The organism is Chthonobacter rhizosphaerae (genome assembly GCF_013839525.1).
Lineage (GTDB): Bacteria > Pseudomonadota > Alphaproteobacteria > Rhizobiales > Pleomorphomonadaceae > Chthonobacter > Chthonobacter rhizosphaerae.
This window is the reverse complement of record NZ_JACDIS010000016.1, coordinates 20,785-36,215: the sequence shown is the minus strand read 5'-3', so window position 1 is coordinate 36,215 and position 15,431 is coordinate 20,785. Positions and strand designations below refer to the sequence as shown.

Genomic DNA, 15,431 nt, shown 5'->3' with positions numbered 1-15,431 from the left:
ATCAGTCACCGTCCAGAGAGTTGAAGCCTTGCTGGAGACCGAGTGCCGTTGCATAGGACTGGCCTATGGACGTCTTCAGGCTGGATGCGGCGATCCGGATATAGCCGAGCTTGTCGCGAAGGGTCTGGTCCTTGAAGGCCGTCTCGGCGTCCGCCGGGATGGACAGGGCGGCGGCGCGGGCCTGCCGGAGCTCCAAATCGACGGCGCCCACGAGCCAGCGGTCGTCCGCGCTTAACAGATCAGCGGCACTGCTGGCGGCCAATTCGTCCGAAATCGACTGGAGCGTGGCGGCCATGGTGGTGAACGTCTGGCCGCTTCGCCAGAAGGCGGACAGTTTCGGCTTGGCGCGCTGCGGGCTTTCGCCGAGGATGGACTTGACCTTCTGTTCGGCGATGATTTCGAGCGCGGTCGCCATGCTGGAGATCATCTCGCCGGCTGCTTCCTGGTGGGTGAGAAAGATCGGGTTGTCCGGGCCGGCGGTGACGAAGACGTCGCCGCTGCCGCCCGGCTGCCATCCGGCGGCGACCTCCGTCGCCAGGCGGGACACATTGGCGGCGATCGCGACGCCGTACCGGCAGCGGAACGCGGATTTCGTGTCGCCCGATGTCGTGAGGATGTCGGATCCGGTGCCGAACAGCACGAACTCCAGGGCGGTCAGCCCCTGGACGGCGACGGACTTGGCCGGGAGGGTGGCGGGGTCGGCGGCGGACGGATCCTCGGCGGCAAGGACCGCCTGCACCTGCTTCAGGCCGAGGCCACGCGGGTCCGGCCAAAAGGCGAGCTTCTCCAGCCGGTTGCCCTCGACGAGCGGGCCGTAGCGGAGCGGTTCGAGCGCCGCGAGCGCCTGGACGGCGCCGGCGAACGCGGCGCGGGCGTCTTCCAGCCCGGCGGCGGACGGGGTGGCGCAGGCCGCCGAGACGGCGGTCTCCAGGGCGTCAGAGGCGTCGCGGAAGCGCGCGGTCGCCGGGCGAATGTGATCGGCGATGATGTCGGCGACGAGCCGCGAATAGGCCTCCTCCTGTGGGGTCGTGTGGGACGATGTCGGATCGTCGTCGGCGGTCGCCGTCCCGAGGGGGACGACGAGGCCGGCGAGGATGGCGAAGAGGGCGAGCGTGACGCGGGAGGGCGGGTGCATGAGGTGTCTTCCTCAGAGCGAATGCAGGAATGCAATCAGGGCGTCGCGGTCGCGCTTCGACAGGCCGATCACATGCTCCCGGGCGGCGGCGGCTTCTCCCCCATGCCAGAGGATGGCCTCGAGGACCGAACGGGCGCGACCGTCGTGGAGGTATTCGGTGCGGCCGGAGACGGCCTCCGTGTGGCCGAGGCCCCAGAGCGGCGGCGTGCGCCACTCGCGGCCGGTGGCGTCGCCTTCGGCGAGACCGTCGGCGAGGTCGTCGCCCATGTCGTGGAGGAGGAGGTCGGTGTAGGGCCAGACCAGCTGGAAGGCGAGTTCCTTCAGGGCGGCATCGCGGCGGGTGACGAACTTCGGCGTGTGGCAGGACGCGCAGCCGGCCGCGTGGAACTGGCGCTTGCCGGCGAGGACCAGCGGGTCGGCCGCGGTCTCGCGCATGGGGACGGCCACCGTGCGGGCGTAGAAGGCGACGAGGTCGAGCACCGGGTCCGGAATCTCCTCGGCGCCGAGCCGGGCCTGCACGCCGGTGGGGCGGGCGCGGCAGTCCGCCTGGGCGGCGGTGCAGTCTCCGGCGGGGTCCGGGTGGAAGGCGGTGGAGAGGCCCATGTCGGCGGAGAAGGCCTGGGCGGCCTGGGACCGGAGGGTCGGCTCGGCGGCCTTCCAGCCGAACCGGCCGAGACCGGCGGCCCCGGTGGCGGGATCGACGACGCGGTTCGGCCGGCCGGAGATGCCGTCGCCGTCGGCGTCGTCCGGGTCGGCGGCGGCGAGGATGTCGCCCTCGTGGATGGCCTCCAGGAGGCCGAGGCCGATCATCGGCTGGGCGATGCGCGGCGACAGGGCGACGCCCTCGGCGAGCGGGCCATGGGCGGGGTCGGCAAGGCTGTAGGCCGGGCGGCGGAGCGACACGACGGCGCCGTCGGCGAGGGTGACGGGCTCCTCGGTCCAGGTGACCGCCACCCTGCCCTCGGCGGAAAGGCCGGGCGCGGCGCGGTCCTGGATCTGGCGGCCGTAGACCGGGTGCGGGTCCATGCCGCCCGGTCCGGGCAGGCCGAGGCGGAGCACGAAGCCGTCCTCGCCGCCGGAGCGGCCGCGGCCGTCGTTGATGTGGCAGCTGCGGCAGGCGCGGGCGTTGTAGAGCGGGCCGAGGCCGTCGGAGGCCTGGGTGGAGGACGGGGCGGCGACCCAGAGCTTCTTGAAGAGCCCGTTGCCGAGGCCGAAGGTCTGCTCGCCGTCCGGGTCGAGATTGCCGAGCGGCTGGCGGAAGGAGGCCGGCCCCCGGGCGATGCGGGTGGTGGCGCCGCCGCCGGGCATGCGCTCGAACGGCTCAGGGGCGGTGAAGTCGGCGGGCGGCTGGAGGATTCGCGCGACCCGGTCGCGGTCCGCCGGGGAGAGGTCGGTCCGGTGGTCGAGCGCGCCCGACGCGACGGCGCCGGCGGCGGAAAGGACCGCCGTCCCGGACGCCAGCATCAGGAGCACCCACCGAACCATGTCATGCCTCGAGCGGCCGGATGGCCAAGGCCGGGACCATGCCACGGGCGGGCATGGCGGACCAATCAAGCCTGTCGCCCTCCGTCCGGGCGGAGGGTCGACCCATCGTGCTACGAGCGCCCGGACAGCTTGGACCGGCGAGGTCGGACCGGACGGTTTGGACCGGCGAGTCTCGACGGGCGTGTCACGACCGCAGAGCCGGGACCGCCGGATCGGGAGCCGGCGGGGCCGGCGCCCGGGGGTGCCGTGGAGGTCGGTGCGGTCCGGACCACCACGGCGGCGCCGTCACTGGAAGACGGCGGTCGGGTTGTCCAGGCTGTCGGAGCCTTCGAAGGCGATGTCCGAGAGCCCGAGAGCCGAGACGGCCCGCTCGATGGACGGCACCTGGGCGACGAGGCTGTCCACCAGAGCCTGGACCACCGCGTTGCCCTCTGCGTTGCCCTCGCCGATCATCTGGTCGTAGGCCTCGACGGTCTCGCCGCGGGTCTTGAGGGCCGTGGCGGCCTGCAGGGTGGCGTCGAGCCTGGCGGTGAGCTCGGCGTCGACGTCCGGCGCCTTGGCTTCCACGAGGTCGGACAGGGACGGGCCTTCCACCTTGGAGCCGTCCACCCGGGTGTAGCTGCCGAGGTAGACGCTGCGGATGCCGACCACGTCGTAATAGTGGGAGTTGAAGGTGTTGTCGGAGAAGCAGTCCTGCTCCTCCTCCGGGTCGTGGAGCATCAGGCCGAGCTTGGTGCGCTCGCCGGCGAGTTCACCGTAGGAGAGCGAGCCCATGCCGGTGAGCGCGGCCGCAAGGCCGGTCTGGCCCTCGTTCTCCAACACGCGCGCCCGCGCCTCGCCCTGCGGCCCCCAGGCCTCGACCATCTCCTGCAGGTCGCTGACGAGGAGGTCGGCGGCGGCGGTGAGATAGGCGGCGCGGCGCTCGCAGTTGCCGTTGGTGCAGGCCTTGGCGTCGAAGTCGGTGGCGGGGCGATCGCCGGCGCCCGGTCCGGTGCCGTTGAGGTCCTGCCCCCAGAGCAGGAATTCGATGGCGTGGTAGCCGGTGGCGACGTTGGCCTCGACGCCGGCCGCGCCCTGGAGCGTTTCGGCGAGGAGCGCCGGGGTGATCTCGGTGGCGTCCACCTCGACGCCCTCGATGCGCAGCTTCGGGTTGGCGATCACGTTGAGGGTGTAGAGGCCGTTGGCGTCGGACTCGGTGCCGTAGCCGGCGTCCACATAGTCGATCAGGCCTTCATCGAGCGGCCAGGAATTGACCTTGCCCTCCCAGTCGTCCACGGCCGGGTTGCCGAAGCGGTAGACCTCCGTCTGGAGGTAGGGAACGCGGGCGGCGAGCCAGGCCGTGCGGGCGGCGGCGAGGGTCTCATCGGTCGGGTTCGCCACCAGGGCGGCGATGGCGGTCCTCAGGGCCTCTGCGGTGGAGAGGGAATCCTGGAACATGGCCTCGGCCATGGACGCGTAGGTCTCGGCGACCGCCTTCGGCGTGGGCGCTTCGGCCCGGACCGGGCCGGCGAGAAGCGCGAGCCCGGCGGCTGCCAGAAGAAGGGAGGATCGTCTCGTCATGGTGGCTTCCTTCATCGCCGTCTCCCTCCGGGGTCGACGGGTCGGTTATGCGGACGGGCCCGGCTGGACGGGTCGGGTCGATTGGGCGGGGCTCAGTTGAAGCGCGTCATGGGCGCGTGGCGGGCGACGGTGTCGATGACCGCCGACGGGACCGGCAGCAGCTGCTGGTGGACGGACTGGAGCGCCTCCGCGAAGGCGGCGGCGGCCCCTTCCAGGGGCTCGGTCGGCCCGCCGTCGGCGAGATGGCCGGCCGCGGCGCGGAGGGCGTCGCGGTCGCCGTGCTGGGCGGCGGCCACGAGGGACAGGGCGAGGCACTCGTCGCGGCAGAGCCAGCAGGATCCGTAGGGGAAGCAGCCGAGCGGCCGGCTGGCGGCATCGCGGGTCTCACGCACCCAGAAGGACAGTTCGGCGAGAAGCCGGCGCGCGTCGCGCGGACCGAGCTCGCGGGCGTAGAGCGCCCAGCCGAGCTCCCAGCAGTCGATGCTGCCGGTGGCATAGCCGTTCAGCCAGTGGCGGAAACCCTCCACCAGCAGCCGTTCCGGCTGGCGGGCGAGGATGGGGTCGTTGCGACCGGTGGCGAGGACGAGAGTCATGGGTGCGGCCTCGGGGGGCGCGCACGCCGGACGGCGCTCAAGAAGGCGGTCAAGGGGCAGTCTCCGATCGAAAGGGTTCAAGGCCCAGACAAAGGATACGCCCACACCATTCTAAACCTGAGTTGCGCGGTCAAGAAAAATCGCAGACGCTCGCGATGGCCTGCTATCCGGCGGCGGCGAGGATGGCGCGGCCGGGTGTCGGCAGAAAAAATCGGGTCGTAAGGCAGCATATACAGTTCATCCAAGCATGAAATGCGCACACATTTGCCTGATACGAGTGCCGTCAGTGTAGCTGACCTCAGTAATTTAGGTAACCCGCTGATAGGCACAAATTACATACCGATAGGCAGCGCCGCTGAACCATTGGTCATTCTTCGATCCAGGAAATACTCCGCTTACGAACCATGGAATTTCGCGATGCTGCAAATGCAAAGCGGGCGATTACTCATTCAAAGTCTGAAAATTTGATCTAAGATGATGACAGTTACGAATGGGTCGGATCTCACAACAAAAAGGACGACTCCCGCCGTCCAACCAAAGCATGCGCCAGAGGTAAGCTTATGACAAACAACAAGAAGATTCTTGTGATCGGCGCCACCAACGCGGCCGGTCTCCTCGCCCGCGACACGCTGCGCTGCACGGGCGCCCAGGTGGTGGCCGTGGACAGCGACATCGCCAACGCGATCAGCAAGTCCGAAATCGTGCGGCCGCTGGACCTGACGGACCTGCGCGCGGTGGACGCCATGTGCCGGGGCGTCGACCTGATCGTCAACATGGCCGGCATGGGCTCGCCGATGGATAGCGGCAACGACCTGACGAACGCGATCAGCGCCATCTCGAACATCTTCGAGGCGGCCCGGATCAACGGCGTGAAGCGCGTGGTGGCGGCCGCCCCGGACGCCGTGGTGGGGCTCTACCGCCGCTCGGCGGTGCTCGACCACCTGTCGCTGCCGCGCCCGGACAGCCGGCGCGGCGTGGCGGGCGCCATGCAGGAGTCGATCGCGGCGCTCTACGCCTACAAGCACGACGTGACGGCCCTCTGCATCCGCATGGGCACGCTGGCGCCGGAGCCGGCCAACGAGCGCGCGCTCTCCACCTGGATCTCGCCGGACGACTTCCGGCGGCTGATCCGGATGGGCATCACGGCGGACTACTGCTTCGAGGTGGTCTACGGTGTGTCGGCCAACACCCGCGGCTGGTGGGACAACAGCAACGCCATCCGGCTGGGCTACCGGCCGCAGGACAACGCGGAGGTCTTCGCCGAGGCCCTGCGCGGCGACCGCCCCGCGGACATGGTGACGACGGTGCTGCAGGGCTCGCGCGCGAGCGAGGGCTTCAGCGGCGACCTCAAGCGAATCCCCTGATCCTCAAAGGCACAGCCTCGACGGCGCTCGAGCGCGACGGTCCGGAGCGGATGCGGCCCGGGCCGATCAGACCGGCGCGGCTCCGCCGGCGGCGGGGTCGGGCGTGTGGTCGGGAGCGGACGTGCCGCGCCGACCGGTGGGGATGAGCCGCCTCACCGCGCCGGCCGCGCGCGCCAGGCGGAACGGGGCGCCGGAGACGAGAAGGTCCACCACCGCGTCGGTCTGGTGGTCGCCGTTGAGCGAGACCCGCGGCCAGAACAGCGTGTCGCCGGCCTCGCGCGGGCCGATGAGCCCGCCGCGCGTGGTGACGGCGACGTCGATGCCGAACTCCGCCATCAGGGCGGCTTCCCGGCGGCCGGCCGCCCGGACATTCCCGAACGGATAGGCGAACTGGCGCGGGCGGACGCCGAGCTCGGTCTCCAGCCGGTCGAGGCCGAGGCCGATCTCGCGCCGGGCCCGATCGACCGGCAGCGTGGCGAGCGCCGGGTGGTCCACCGTATGGCCGCCGATGGTGGCCAGGGGGTCGGCCGCGATGGCGCGCACGTCGTCCCAGGTCATCATCTCGGCCGACAGGATGCGCGGGACGGCGAGGCCGTGGGCCGTGGCGAGGGCCCGCACGAACGCGGCGCGGTCGTCCTCCGCCATGACGTCGACCCGGCGGGCGATGCGGTCGAAGCCGCGGGCCTTGGCGGCGGGAGCGCGGGTGTCGAGCGACAGAGGCCGGCCGTCGAGCACGGCCTCGATGCGCGGCGCGGCGCGGACGACGGCCTCCAGGGTGAGCCACCACGCGCTGGCGGTGCCCTCCACCATGCCGGTGGCCACGAACACGGTGTGAGGCACGCCGTGGCGGCGGAACACCGGGAGAGCGTGGACGAGGTTGTCGCGGTAGCCGTCGTCGAGGGTGGTGGCGACGAACCGCTCGTCGGTGAACCCGCGACGCGCCCGGTCGGCCGCCTCCTCCAGCGAGACGAAGCGGGCGCCGGTGGCGCGCACGCGGGCGAGCGCGCGGTCGAGGAAGTCGGGCGTGACCTCCAGATGGCCGTTCGGCCGGAAGGGATCGTCCGGCGCGGGCCGGACCCGGTGCAGCATCAGGACGACGCCGAGGGCCGGTTCGGCGAACCATCGGTCGGCGCGGGCGAGCGACAGGCCGCGAAGCGCGCACCGGATGGTCGCGGTCTTCAGGGCGCGGCGCACATGGGTCCTCCCTCGCTGGTCGCGCCCATTGAGCCGGGCAACCGCGAAGGAAACGTTAAGGCTTGTCCCTGGACACAACCTGTGGGATTTCCGCTGCCTACGGACCGATGCCGATGCGAGCACCGGCCGGTGCCGTCCGGGGCGAAAAAAGGCAAGATGGTGCAAGCGCTTAATCCGTGCCGGCGGCGGCAGGCGCTGCGCGGTGCTTACATTTCCTTCATTCGATCCGTTCTATGATGCGACCGGTCAGATCAGGTCGGTGCCATGAGCGAAGAACGTCGTACGAACGCGCGCAAGCGGACCCTCCGAGGCGGCAAGATCGTCTACGGAGACTATCGCTTCACGCTCGACTGCGTGGTGCGCGACATGTCGGACGAGGGCGCGCGGCTGAAGTGCGAGCACCTGACCGAGGCGCCGGACAGTTTCTTCCTGTTCGATCCGAACGAGGGCATTCTGCGGCGCGCCGAGGTGCGCTGGCGGCGATCCAAGGAGATGGGCGTCGCCTTCGAGGGCGCGCCGATCAACATCCATACCTCGCCGGACCCGCGGCTGGCGCGCTTCCGGTACCTCTGACCCAAGTTCTCGCCGAGGGTCAGGTGGCGAGAAACGCCTGGACGATGGTGGCGGGCGTTTCCGGCGCCTGACCGTCGCCGCCGCCATGGTGCGAGCGGGCGTGGCGGACCGCGTCGGCGAGCGTGGTGGCATCCATCAGGATGACGGTGGCGGCGAAGATGTCGCCGAAGATCTTGCGCACGGCGCAGGCCTGCTCGTCCACGCAATCGGAACAGGGCCGGTAGGCGGAGCGCGACAGGCAGCCGAGTGGGGCGATCGGCCCGTCGATGACGCGCAGGACCGACCCGATGGTCACCTCGGCGGGATCCTTCAGGAGCACATAGCCCCCTCCCCGGCCGCGACGGCTGGCGATGACGCCGGCATGCTTGAGATTGAGGAGGATGTGCTCGAGAAACTTGCGGGGAACGTTGGCGTCCCGCGCGATGTCCTCGATCAGCATCGCCTGCCCGCGCGGCGCCGCCGCCAGCGACAGGAGCGCCTTGAAGGCATACTTGGCTTTCTGCGAAATCATGGGCCCGGCACGACGCGAAAAGCTGAAATGAGCGATGCAAATACCATTGTTTTCCTAACACGACGGCTTGGACGAGACCACGTCCCGCAGCGCGGCATCTTCAGTTAGGGTGAAGACGTGGCCGATTGCTCACACTCTCCCCTCTTCATATGGGACCGGAGCCCGCAGCGCCGAAGGGCGGGATGGAAAACAACCGCGTGATCGGGCAACGCGGCGGGCGACCGGAAGGTTCGGCCTCATGGCCGGCGCGAGTGGGCGCAAGCCGGGCCGACGGGGGGGCACGGCGGGGCCCAGACCGCGACGGGCGTCGGAATGCAAAAAGGCCCGGCGGGAGGACCGGGCCTTTCTGCTGCGGCGTCGTGGCGGGAGGAGACGACGGTCGCGGGAGGAGCGGGACGGCCGGCGCAGCCGGCGCGGGTTGGCCTCAGCTGAGGCCGACGATCTGGCCGGCGTCGTCCAGGCGGATGTTCACGGCCGCCGGAACCTTGGGCAGGCCCGGCATGGTCATGATGTCTCCGCAGATCACCACGATGAACTCGGCGCCGGCGGAGAGCCGGACCTCGCGGATCGGCAGGATGTGGCCGACGGGCGCGTTCTTGTTGCTGGCGTCGGCCGAGAAGGACGACTGGGTCTTGGCGATGCAGACCGGGAAGTGGCCGAAGCCCTGCGCCTCCAGCTGCTTGAAGCGGGCCTTCACCTTCGGGTCGGCCTCCACGGCCGAGGCGCGGTAGATCTCGCGGGCGATGGTCTCGACCTTGGAGAGAAGCGGGATGTCGTCCGGATAGAGCGTCTTGAACGGCGCGCGGCGGGGCTGGTCGAGGATGGCGACCACCTCGCGGGCGAGGGCCTCGGCGCCCTTGCCGCCCTCGGCGAAGTGGGTGCAGAGCACGCAGGTGACGCCGATCTTCTCGCAGAGCGACTTGAGGAGATCCACCTCCGCGTCCGTGTCGGTGCCGAAACGGTTGATGCCGACGACGGCGTCGACGCCGAACTTGGCGACGTTCTCCACATGGCGGGCGAGGTTGGCGAAGCCGGTCTCGAGCGCCGTGAGGTTCTCCTTGGAGAGGTCCTCCTTGGCGACGCCGCCGTGCATCTTCAGCGCCCGGATGGTGGCGACGATGACCGCGGCGTCCGGCGCGAGGCCGGTCTTGCGGCACTTGATGTCCATGAACTTCTCGGCGCCGAGGTCGGCCCCGAAGCCCGCCTCGGTGACGACCACGTCGGCGAGGCGGAGGGCGGTCTCGGTGGCGATCACCGAGTTGCAGCCGTGGGCGATGTTGGCGAACGGGCCGCCGTGCACGAAGGCCGGGTTGCCTTCGAGCGTCTGCACGAGGTTCGGCTGCAGGGCGTCCTTCAGGAGCACCGCCATGGCGCCGGGGGCCTGGACCACATCGGCGGTGAGGAGGGTCTTCTTGTCGTCCTCGCCGACCACGATGCGCGACAGGCGAGCCTCCAGGTCCTCCAGGTTCTTCGACAGGCAGAATACCGCCATCACCTCGGAGGCGACGGTGATGTCGAAGCCGTCCTCCTTCGGGTAGCCGTTGGTGGTGCCGCCGAGACCGTTCAGCTGGTTGCGCAGCATGCGGTCGTTCATGTCGAGGACGCGGCGCCAGGTGAGGCGGCGGCCGTCGATCTTCGGCTGGTTGCCCCAGTAGACGTGGTTGTCCAGCATGGCGCTGAGGAGATTGTGCGCCGACGTGATGGCGTGGAAGTCGCCGGTGAAATGGAGGTTGATCTCCTCCATGGGGACGACCTGGCTGTAGCCGCCGCCCGCCGCGCCGCCCTTGACGCCGAAGCAGGGGCCGAGCGAGGGCTCGCGCAGGCAGATGGCCGCGCGCTTGCCGATGCGGTTGAGCGCGTCGCCGAGACCGACGGTGGTGGTGGTCTTGCCCTCGCCCGCCGGGGTGGGCGTGATGGCGGTGACGAGCACCAGCTTGCCGCGCGGCCGGTCCTGAACGGACTTGATGTAGGCGTGGTCGATCTTGGCGATGGAGCGGCCATACGGGATGAGCGCCTCGTCCGGGATGCCGAGCCGCTCGGCGACCGCCGCGATCGGCTTCATCTTGGTGGATCGGGCGATCTCGATATCGCTCAGCATGGCGTGCTCTCTCCAGCGTTTCCAAGGTCCGGGGATGTTTCGGCCCCCCGTTCGACAGACCTGACCGTCACCGTGCCCGACAGAGCGGCATCCCGAAAGGGAAGCGCCTTGCGTTTTTTCTGTCCCGCCGTTCGGAGTTTCTGAAACGACGGCGGGAAGGCCTCGGTTTCGCGCGGGCAGACCGCTATCGGCCGCGCACAGGATCCGGCGCGCCTCCGCCAAGCGACGTTCTGTCGCTCGGCCACGCCGCGTGGGTCGTCCGCGCCGCGCGGGCAGGAGCGTGCCCGGACTGGAGGAGAGGCCGCCGGAAGCGGTGACGGGGACGGCTCGGGTCTGCTACCAGGATAGACGAATCTTCACGACGGGACGCGATCGTTCATGAGCGAGCAGGCCGGGACGGGGCCGCGCAGGATTCTCTGCGGCAAGGTGTTGAGCTTCGTGCGCCGGCCGACGGGCCAGGGCGACCGGGAAAGCTATCGCTTCCATCCGAACGGGATCGTGGTGGTCGAGGGCGGCCGGGTGGCGGCGGTGGCGGACGCGGCCGCGCTGGACGACTGGCGGACGCCGGGCACGGTGGTGGACGACCATGGCGACCGGCTGATCCTGCCGGGATTCATCGACACGCACATCCATTTCCCGCAGACCCGAGTAATCGCCTCCTACGGGACGCAGCTCCTGGAGTGGCTGTCCAGGTACACCTTTCCGTCGGAGATGCGCTACGCGGACCGGGACGTCGCGGACGCCGGCGCGCGCTTCTTCATCGCCGAGCTGCTGCGCAATGGCACCACGACGGCGGTGGCCTACGGGTCGTCGCACCTCGGGGCGGCGGAGGCCTTCTTCGAGGAGAGCGAGCGGCGCGGCACCCTGATGCTGGCCGGCAAGACCATGATGGACCGGAACGCCCCGGAGGCGCTGTGCGACACGGCGGAGAGCGGCTACCGGGACACCACGGCGCTCATCAAGGCCTGGCACCGGCGCGGGCGGCAGCGGGTGGTGGTGACGCCGCGCTTCGCCATCACGTCCACCCCCGCCCAGCTGGAAGCGGCGGGCGCGCTGGCGAGGGAGAACCCGGACTGCCTGATCCAGACCCACATGTCGGAGAACCTGCGGGAGATCGCCTATACGGCCGAGCTCTATCCGGACCGGGCGGGCTATCTGGACGTCTACGACCACTACGGCCTGATCGGGCCGCGCACCCTGCTCGGCCACTGCATCCACCTGCGGCCGGACGAGATAGCCCGGATGAGCGAGGCGGGCGCGGTGGCGGTGTTCTGCCCGACGTCCAACCTCTTCATCGGGTCGGGCCTGTTCGACCACGACGGGCTGGAGCGCGGGCCGCGGCCGGTGCGGATCGGCCTTGCGACGGACGTGGGCGGCGGGACCAGCTATTCCATGCTGGCGACCGCCGCGGAGGCCTACAAGGTGATGCAGCTGAAAGGCCAGACCCTTTCGGCGCTGCAGGCCTTCGACCAGATCACGCGGGCGAACGCCGCGGCGATCGGCGAAGGCGACGGCATCGGCCGGATCGAGCCGGGGCTGACGGCGGACCTGGTGGTGCTGGACGCGCGGGCGACGCCGGCGATGGCGCACCGGATGGAGGCCGTGGACGGCGACCTGGAGGAAGAGCTGTTCGTGCTGATGACCATGGGCGACGACCGCGCCGTGGCGGCGACCTACGTGGCGGGCGAGCGGGTGTGACGCGGGGTCAGGACGGTCGGCCCGTCCGAAGGTCGCGAGCGGGATGTGACTGGGCGATCTCGTCCGGCGGGCCAAAACGGGCGCCGGTCAGCGGAGGAGGATGCGGGCGGGCGGGCGGTCGACGGTCTTGACGCCGCGCTTCCACACGGCGAGCGGCTGGGCGATGACGGCGACGGCTTCCGCCGGGGACGCGGCGTCGAGGAGGACGAGGTCGGCGGGGTTGCCGGGGGCGAGGCCGTAGTCGCGGTGGCCGAGGAGGCGGGCGGCGGCGTCGGTGACCATGCCGAACACGGCGGCGAGCCCCTCCTCCGTGCCGACCTGGGCGACGGTGGCGTAGAGGTTCGCCATGCGGACGAGCGAGGCGTCGCCGTAGGGCGTGAACGGGTTGAGGACGTTGTTGGTGGCCACGGTGGCGGTGACGCCGAGGGCCGCGAGCCGGTGGGCCGGCGTCACCCCGCGCGGAACCAGATGGGTGGCGCTCCGGCCGGTGAGGTAGAGGTCGGTGGCGGGGAGGACCGTGACCGCGACGCCCGCCTCCGCCATGGCACGGCCGGCGGCCTCGAAGGCGTCCGGCGGCAGGGCGGAAAGCTTGGTGACGTGGCCGACCGAGACGCGGCCGGCGTAGCCGCGGGCGCGGGTCTCGGCGATGACCGTGGGGAGGTTGGGGCCGGCGGGATCGAGGTCGAAGTCCAGGTGGAAGTCGACGGCGACGCCGTGGCGGGCGGCGAGATCGAAGACGCGGCGGATGTGGGCGGCGGGGTCCGGGTCGGTGTAGGGGCAGCCGCCGACGAGGTCGGCGCCGTCCTCAAGGGCCGCGTCCAGCATGGCCTCGGTATCGGGCTCCTGGGTGAGGCCCTCCTGGGCGAAGGCGCAGATCTCGATGTCGAGGATGCCGGCGAAGTCGCGCCGGACGGCCTTCACGGCCTCGAACGAGCGGAAGCCGGCGCGCGGGTCGATCTCCACGAACGTCCTGAGGCGCGTGGTGCCGGCGAGAACGGCCTTGGCGACCACGGCGGTGGCGCGGGCGTGGACATCCTCCACCGTGAAGGCGGCCTTGGCGCGGGCGGTCTCGGCGACGGCCTCGGCGAGGGTGCCGGCGCACAGGCGGCAACGCCCCATGATGCCGGCCTTGTCGAGGTGGATGTGCGTCTCCACGAGGCCGGCGCAGACGAACCGGCCGCCGGCGTCCTCCGACGGAATGTCCGGGCCGGGATCGCGGTCGGCCGAGACGGCGGCGATGCGGCCGGCGGCGACCGCGATGGCGACGGGGCCGGAATGGCCGGCGACAAGCGCGTTCCTCAGCACGAAATCGACGGCCATGCCCCCTCCCCTCGATCGCTCACGACCGGCGGGGGAGTTTCGGACGGGCCCGGCGCGGATGAAAGCTCAAAGACGCGCCAGCACATCCACGTGGCCGACGGTCATGCGGCTGTCGCCGGCCTTGTCGAGGCGAAAGGCGAGCCAGTCGTCGAGGGCGGCCGCGTCCACGTCGCCGGTCTGGCGGACGGCGTCGGCCATGCCGGTGAGGAGCGGGCGGACGAGCGCCGCGTCGTCCGGGCCGAGACGCCACGGACTGGCGGCCGCCTGGACCCGGTAGCCGGCGCGCGACAGGGCCTCGGCGAGGGCCTGGGGGGCGGTGGGGCCGAGGGCCGGGCCGAAGCCCTTGTCGCCGCGCTGGTGCCGGTTGAAGGCGGCGAGGACGGCGGCGTCAAGGTCGTGGGCGACGGAATAGCTGGTGGTGCCGTCGTAGGTGAGCGCCGCGTAGAGGGCGGCGCGGTTCGCCGCGGCGGTGGCGATCAGCCGCTCCAGGAAGGGGCCGCCCACAAGGTCGAAGAAGGCGGACGCGGTGACGAGGGTCGCGTCGGTGAGCGGCAGCGGCGCAGGAGCGGCGAGATCGAAGCGCAGCACCTCCACGTGGGGGATGCCGTCGGCGCGGCGCTCCGCCTCCTGGAGGAGGTCGAGGTCGGCGTCGACGAGGAGCCAGGACGCCGGGTTGCGCAGCTTCGGCCGGAGGGCCCGGAACGTGGCGCCGGTGCCGGCGCCGAGGTCGACGACCAGCGGGTCCGGCTTGCCGTCCACCAGGGCGGCGGCGTCGTCCAGAAGGCGCCGGTCGCGGGCGGCGGCGTCGGCCGCCTCGCGCAGGTCCAGCCAGTCCGCCGAAAAGCCCGTCATCCGCTCACCCTCTCCAGCAGACGGCGGACGATGGCCGCCGTGTCGGTCCATGTGGGCAACGCCTCGCCCGCCCGCCGGGATCCAGCCCGCGCCCGCTCGTAAAGGTCGCGGTCGGACAGGAGGCGGCGGAGCGCGTCCGCGAGGGCGTCGACGTCGTCGGGCGGCACCAGGGCGCCGGCGGCCTCGGGCACCACGTCCGGGACGGCGCCGGCGCGGGCGGCCACGACGGGCAGGCCATGAGCCATGGCCTCGGCGAAGGCCATGCCGTAGCCCTCGAAGCGGGACGGGAGGACGAAGACGTCGGCGGCCATGAGTTCGTCGGTGGCGTCGTCCACCGAACCCACGAAGGCGACGCGGTCGCCGAGGCCGTGCTCGGCCACCAGGGCGCGAAGGCTCGCCGCCCAGGCGGGATCGAAGCCGTCGCCGCCGACGAAGCGGGCCCGCCAGGGCAGATCGGCGATGGCGGCGAGCGCCCGGACGAGGACGTCGTGCGCCTTGCGGCGGGTGAGGGTCGCGACCGTGAGGAGGACCGGCGGATCGCCCCGGCAGGGCGCGGGCGGGCGCGGGTCGGTGCCCGGCACGGCGACGGCGATCCGGTCGGCCGGATAGGCGAACAGGTCGGCGAGGATGGCGGCGGTGGCCGGACTGGTGACCACGACGGCGCGGCAGGCTTTGAGCGCCGCCGCCTCGCTCGCCCGGTAGGCGGCGGCGGTGGCGGCGTCGAGCCCGGTCTCCAGGGCGAGCGGGTGGTGGCAGAGGCCGACGAGGCGGAGGCGGCCGGCGTGGCGGGTCATCGCATCCGGCATGGCCGCGTAGGCGAGGCCGTCGATGAGGACGGTCGCGCCGTCGGGAAGGTCCGCGAGGGCGGCGTCAGCGTGCTGGAGATCGACCCGGGTGGGCGCCGGGAAGCCGACGGCGAGGCGCAGGTGCCGGACGGGCAGGCCGCCGGCGGCGAGCGCCGCCATCAGCCGGCGGTCGTAGCCGTAGCCGCCGGTGCGCTGATGAAGGTCGCCCGGGATCGCGAACACGATGCCGTCGCTGGTCATGA

The 15,431-nt window shown here is 71.4% G+C and carries 13 protein-coding genes; 3 read left to right on the top strand and 10 right to left on the bottom strand.

Features of this window, described 5'->3' with window-relative positions; translation table 11 throughout:
* Position 1: 1 nt before the first annotated feature.
* The 4 genes from HND91_RS20335 to HND91_RS20320 all read right to left on the bottom strand — a co-directional run bounded on the left by HND91_RS20335 (position 2) and on the right by HND91_RS20320 (position 4,773).
* A complete protein-coding gene (locus tag HND91_RS20335; protein WP_181708440.1) occupies positions 2–1,135 on the bottom strand; it encodes an imelysin family protein in 1,134 nt (377 codons plus the stop codon).
* Between the two features lie 12 nt (positions 1,136–1,147).
* A complete protein-coding gene (locus HND91_RS20330; RefSeq protein ID WP_181708439.1) occupies positions 1,148–2,620 on the bottom strand; it encodes a di-heme oxidoreductase family protein in 1,473 nt (490 codons plus the stop codon).
* A 285-nt stretch (positions 2,621–2,905) separates the two neighbouring features.
* Complete coding sequence (locus HND91_RS20325; protein WP_181708438.1) at positions 2,906–4,180, bottom strand: imelysin family protein; 1,275 nt, start codon at positions 4,178–4,180, stop codon at positions 2,906–2,908.
* 92 nt (positions 4,181–4,272) lie between these two features.
* On the bottom strand, positions 4,273–4,773 hold the full coding sequence (locus tag HND91_RS20320; protein ID WP_181708437.1) for a hypothetical protein: 501 nt from the start codon (positions 4,771–4,773) through the stop codon (positions 4,273–4,275).
* 560 nt (positions 4,774–5,333) lie between these two features.
* On the opposite strand from HND91_RS20320, the gene HND91_RS20315 reads away from it, so the two are divergent.
* A complete protein-coding gene (locus HND91_RS20315; RefSeq protein ID WP_181708436.1) occupies positions 5,334–6,137 on the top strand; it encodes an NAD-dependent epimerase/dehydratase family protein in 804 nt (267 codons plus the stop codon).
* A gap of 66 nt (positions 6,138–6,203) precedes the next feature.
* Here HND91_RS20315 and HND91_RS20310 read toward each other — a convergent pair whose 3' ends face one another.
* Complete coding sequence (locus HND91_RS20310) at positions 6,204–7,331, bottom strand: polysaccharide deacetylase family protein (RefSeq protein WP_181708435.1); 1,128 nt, start codon at positions 7,329–7,331, stop codon at positions 6,204–6,206.
* A 264-nt stretch (positions 7,332–7,595) separates the two neighbouring features.
* Between HND91_RS20310 and HND91_RS20305 the strand changes: the two genes are divergently transcribed.
* Positions 7,596–7,904 carry a PilZ domain-containing protein gene (locus HND91_RS20305; protein WP_181708434.1) on the top strand — a complete coding sequence of 103 codons (309 nt, stop codon included), beginning with the start codon at positions 7,596–7,598 and terminating at the stop codon, positions 7,902–7,904.
* 19 nt (positions 7,905–7,923) lie between these two features.
* Here HND91_RS20305 and HND91_RS20300 read toward each other — a convergent pair whose 3' ends face one another.
* Complete coding sequence (locus HND91_RS20300) at positions 7,924–8,415, bottom strand: RrF2 family transcriptional regulator (RefSeq protein WP_181708433.1); 492 nt, start codon at positions 8,413–8,415, stop codon at positions 7,924–7,926.
* Positions 8,416–8,839: 424 nt separating this feature from the next.
* Complete coding sequence (locus HND91_RS20295) at positions 8,840–10,513, bottom strand: formate--tetrahydrofolate ligase (RefSeq protein ID WP_181708432.1); 1,674 nt, start codon at positions 10,511–10,513, stop codon at positions 8,840–8,842.
* Between the two features lie 378 nt (positions 10,514–10,891).
* Between HND91_RS20295 and guaD the strand changes: the two genes are divergently transcribed.
* On the top strand, positions 10,892–12,211 hold the full coding sequence (guaD, locus tag HND91_RS20290) for a guanine deaminase (RefSeq protein ID WP_181708431.1): 1,320 nt from the start codon (positions 10,892–10,894) through the stop codon (positions 12,209–12,211).
* An 87-nt stretch (positions 12,212–12,298) separates the two neighbouring features.
* On the opposite strand, the gene HND91_RS20285 is transcribed toward guaD, so the two are convergent.
* The 3 genes from HND91_RS20285 to HND91_RS20275 all read right to left on the bottom strand — a co-directional run bounded on the left by HND91_RS20285 (position 12,299) and on the right by HND91_RS20275 (position 15,429).
* A complete protein-coding gene (locus HND91_RS20285; protein ID WP_181708430.1) occupies positions 12,299–13,531 on the bottom strand; it encodes an amidohydrolase family protein in 1,233 nt (410 codons plus the stop codon).
* A 66-nt stretch (positions 13,532–13,597) separates the two neighbouring features.
* Positions 13,598–14,383 (bottom strand): hypothetical protein, encoded by a 786-nt coding sequence (locus tag HND91_RS20280; RefSeq protein ID WP_181708429.1) that lies wholly within the window; start codon positions 14,381–14,383, stop codon positions 13,598–13,600.
* Positions 14,380–15,429, bottom strand: a complete 1,050-nt coding sequence (locus tag HND91_RS20275; protein WP_181708428.1) for a glycosyltransferase family 4 protein — start codon at positions 15,427–15,429, stop codon at positions 14,380–14,382. The genes HND91_RS20280 and HND91_RS20275 overlap by 4 nt, the downstream gene beginning before the upstream one ends.
* Positions 15,430–15,431: the final 2 nt, after the last annotated feature.

Excerpts from the sequence above, each read along its gene's own strand:
- HND91_RS20335 (WP_181708440.1), bottom strand. The coding sequence starts at position 1,135 with ATGCACCCGCCCTCCCGCGTCACGCTCGCCCTCTTCGCCATCCTCGCC.
- HND91_RS20330 (WP_181708439.1), bottom strand. The coding sequence starts at position 2,620 with ATGGTTCGGTGGGTGCTCCTGATGCTGGCGTCCGGGACGGCGGTCCTT.
- HND91_RS20325 (WP_181708438.1), bottom strand. The coding sequence starts at position 4,180 with ATGACGAGACGATCCTCCCTTCTTCTGGCAGCCGCCGGGCTCGCGCTT.
- HND91_RS20320 (WP_181708437.1), bottom strand. The coding sequence starts at position 4,773 with ATGACTCTCGTCCTCGCCACCGGTCGCAACGACCCCATCCTCGCCCGC.
- HND91_RS20315 (WP_181708436.1), top strand. The coding sequence starts at position 5,334 with ATGACAAACAACAAGAAGATTCTTGTGATCGGCGCCACCAACGCGGCC.
- HND91_RS20305 (WP_181708434.1), top strand. The coding sequence starts at position 7,596 with ATGAGCGAAGAACGTCGTACGAACGCGCGCAAGCGGACCCTCCGAGGC.
- HND91_RS20300 (WP_181708433.1), bottom strand. The coding sequence starts at position 8,415 with ATGATTTCGCAGAAAGCCAAGTATGCCTTCAAGGCGCTCCTGTCGCTG.
- HND91_RS20295 (WP_181708432.1), bottom strand. The coding sequence starts at position 10,513 with ATGCTGAGCGATATCGAGATCGCCCGATCCACCAAGATGAAGCCGATC.
- guaD (WP_181708431.1), top strand. The coding sequence starts at position 10,892 with ATGAGCGAGCAGGCCGGGACGGGGCCGCGCAGGATTCTCTGCGGCAAG.
- HND91_RS20285 (WP_181708430.1), bottom strand. The coding sequence starts at position 13,531 with ATGGCCGTCGATTTCGTGCTGAGGAACGCGCTTGTCGCCGGCCATTCC.
- HND91_RS20280 (WP_181708429.1), bottom strand. The coding sequence starts at position 14,383 with ATGACGGGCTTTTCGGCGGACTGGCTGGACCTGCGCGAGGCGGCCGAC.
- HND91_RS20275 (WP_181708428.1), bottom strand. The coding sequence starts at position 15,429 with ATGACCAGCGACGGCATCGTGTTCGCGATCCCGGGCGACCTTCATCAG.